Genomic DNA, 2,618 nt, shown 5'->3' with positions numbered 1-2,618 from the left:
TGGGCAACAACGTGAAAGGGTACCTGTTCCAGCAGCAGTGAGCCGTTGCCGATGCTCTTTGCGACATCCCGCACCGATGGACCATCTACGTCGCTGCCTTCTGCGTACGCAACGACGGCTCGCAATACGTACGGGCGCTGGAGGCGAATCTGGAATAGTGTCCACATGGCCGAGAAGCTGAACGACGTGATCGAGCACTTCTACAACCAGGTGAAAGACGAGTGCAACCCGAATCACCGAGTTGCCATGGGCTGGCTCGCCATACCTGGCAAGACTATGGCCCAGGCCGAGCGCGACAACCGGCGCCGCAAGAAGGCGGCCGCACTGCAGGAGGAAGACCTACGCTTGAAGGTTCGACCAGGGACTAAACAGGCCCTGGCTGAAATCAAACAATGGGCCGAAGTTGAGGAAAATGGCGAAGCGATGATCTTGCTCATTGCCACTCCGGAATATCCCGCGCGCCCTGCAAGATACGCCAGACGTCAATATGGTCATCACGCTCGATGTAAAACACCAGGAAGGGATAACGCTTCAACGGCCAACAGAGCAACCCAGGCAGCTCGAGTTCATGGGCGTAGCCAGATCCCGGAGCTCGGCTGACGAGAGATGTATAGACGCGCTCCAGAACGTCTACAAAACCGAGCGTTGTCTGTTCCGCCTACTCGTCAAGGTTGTAACCGGTCGCCTACTCAACCTCCTGCCCGGCCAGGGCCTGCGTGATGAGCGGAATCCCTCCTTTCTCGTGCAACTGTCTCATTCGTCAGCCCGGAGCACCGGCAACAAGGTTGGCTGGTCCGGCACCGCGTCCGGGCTGAAATTCCGTCCCCATCCAATGCACCCGCCACATATCTGCCCAAGGCCAGGCCTGGGGCTATAACTGCAACGGACGCTCCAGCAACGAATCGACATCACCGGGCACTAAAGGCTCGTCCTCGGACTGCTGCAACACCGTTTTCACCCATTCGAAGTGCGCCAGTTCAACCATCTTCATTGCTCTCAACCGAAGAGCATTACTCCAAGTCGTACTTCTCACGCACCAGATGAGCGATGCCCATTCGGTCCAACACGCTCATCGGGCACAGAAAAGTCACGCGCACCGTGCCGGGCAGGCGGCTGATGTCGATGGAACCGGTGATGGTCGCGCGATTAAGTATTTCGTCATACGGCAGGCCGGTGACATTAGCGGCGCGCCGTAGGCCGTTTTCCACAGCCAGGTTGAGGTTTTCTCCGCTGCCGATGAAGGTAATCGGACCGCTCTGCTCGATTTCCTGCTGGCCCCATTGCTCGCCCAGAGCACGGACATCAGCGCGCTGACGGGCATTCATCGGCCGCGCCATCGGTGGTAGATCATCGAGGTTTTGCAGGAGGATCGGACCTTCCAGCGTCAGGTTCTTCACCACCTCAACCACCACTTCGGTTTCCCCGGAGCAATCGGTGGCATGCCCAGCAATTTCCCCATTGCCCTGCTGGGCATGCATGTCGCCCATGTACACCCCGGCACCCGGCACTTTAACCGGGCAGATCAGCACACAACCCTCGCGGATCGAGTTGGTGTCCATGTGGCCATCGGTCTTGGCCGCGTGCAGCTCTTCTCTGGTCATACCGAAACGGTGCGGGGCGCTGATCAGGTACTGGCCGAAATCGGCGCAGTTGTGCGAGTCGGGCAAGTCTCGCGACGGCAGGGTACCGATATTGCCGAGAAACGGCCGCATGTGCGCGGCGACACCCGGGATGTCGGCGCGGGCTAGAGACAGGATCGAATGCTGGGCGGCGAATTCCGGCAGTGCTGACATTTCGGACGCCTTACCGGCGAGCTGGTTGGCGATGTCCTGATTGACCGTCAGGCTGACCTGATTCTTCGCATCGAACACGATAACGTAGCCATGACTAAAGCGGAACGCACTAACTTCGGCGCCGCAGTGGTTACAGCGAATCGAATCCTCGCCGATGCCTTCGACATGGCTAGCCGGGTGTTCGGTGCCACATTTGGCGCAAAACTTGGAAACGAACGGATCACCATTGTAGCGACCCTCGACGAACGACATGACCCCGGAAGACGTGGCCAAGGAGGTGACGCGCATGCTTTTGATCTTGATCGCCACGGCGTCGCCGATTTCAGCGCCGTCAATGGCCACCGGCTGCGTCACCTCATGGCCACCCTCGAAGGCCGGAGTGATCATCGGTCCCCAGCAGCCCGGCGGCGTGCCGGTGATCAGAGTGCCGCCATCAGCCAGCGGTCCGAGCATCGCCAGGCTCGGACCGATGATGCCGTGGGTGTATTGATCGACCCGCAGGCGGTCGACCGGCGTGACGTTGAGGATGGAGTCAGAAGCAGGCGTTGTCATTGTGGTCCCCTTGGGAAAATAGGAGCGAACGGCCGCCGGCTGAGGCAGCCCGAGAAGGGTCAAACAGTGCATAGTTCAGCGCAGCTTTGTATCTGCTCTGTGTTCAACGGGGATGGGTAATTGCGGGTGACTGTATCGGAGGGCGCAATAGACACATTGCGATACACGCTACAGGAGATCTCGTCGCCTCTCGCCGCGGTGCTCCTCTGCCGAACAACACCTAATACATGATCCTGCAACGGGGGTTCTACCCCACAACCAGAACCCTCAGGC

General features: G+C 59.4%; 2 protein-coding genes. One reads left to right on the top strand and one right to left on the bottom strand.

What is annotated here, in order from left to right:
- Positions 1–165: 165 nt before the first annotated feature.
- Positions 166–600 (top strand): hypothetical protein, encoded by a 435-nt coding sequence (locus tag PF66_RS33755; protein WP_054064814.1) that lies wholly within the window; start codon positions 166–168, stop codon positions 598–600.
- Between the two features lie 410 nt (positions 601–1,010).
- On the opposite strand, the gene PF66_RS30965 is transcribed toward PF66_RS33755, so the two are convergent.
- The gene (locus tag PF66_RS30965; RefSeq protein WP_054064813.1) at positions 1,011–2,345 is read right to left on the bottom strand and encodes an acetamidase/formamidase family protein; all 1,335 of its coding nucleotides are present in this window, start codon (positions 2,343–2,345) and stop codon (positions 1,011–1,013) included.
- Positions 2,346–2,618 lie beyond the last annotated feature (273 nt).

Source organism: Pseudomonas asplenii (assembly GCF_001293465.1).
GTDB lineage: Bacteria > Pseudomonadota > Gammaproteobacteria > Pseudomonadales > Pseudomonadaceae > Aquipseudomonas > Aquipseudomonas fuscovaginae_B.
The sequence above is the reverse complement of the archived record's forward strand: the minus strand, read 5'-3'. Positions and strand labels throughout refer to the sequence as shown.

Coding starts and splice junctions, on each gene's coding strand:
- PF66_RS33755 (WP_054064814.1), top strand. CDS start 166: ATGGCCGAGAAGCTGAACGACGTGATCGAGCACTTCTACAACCAGGTG.
- PF66_RS30965 (WP_054064813.1), bottom strand. CDS start 2,345: ATGACAACGCCTGCTTCTGACTCCATCCTCAACGTCACGCCGGTCGAC.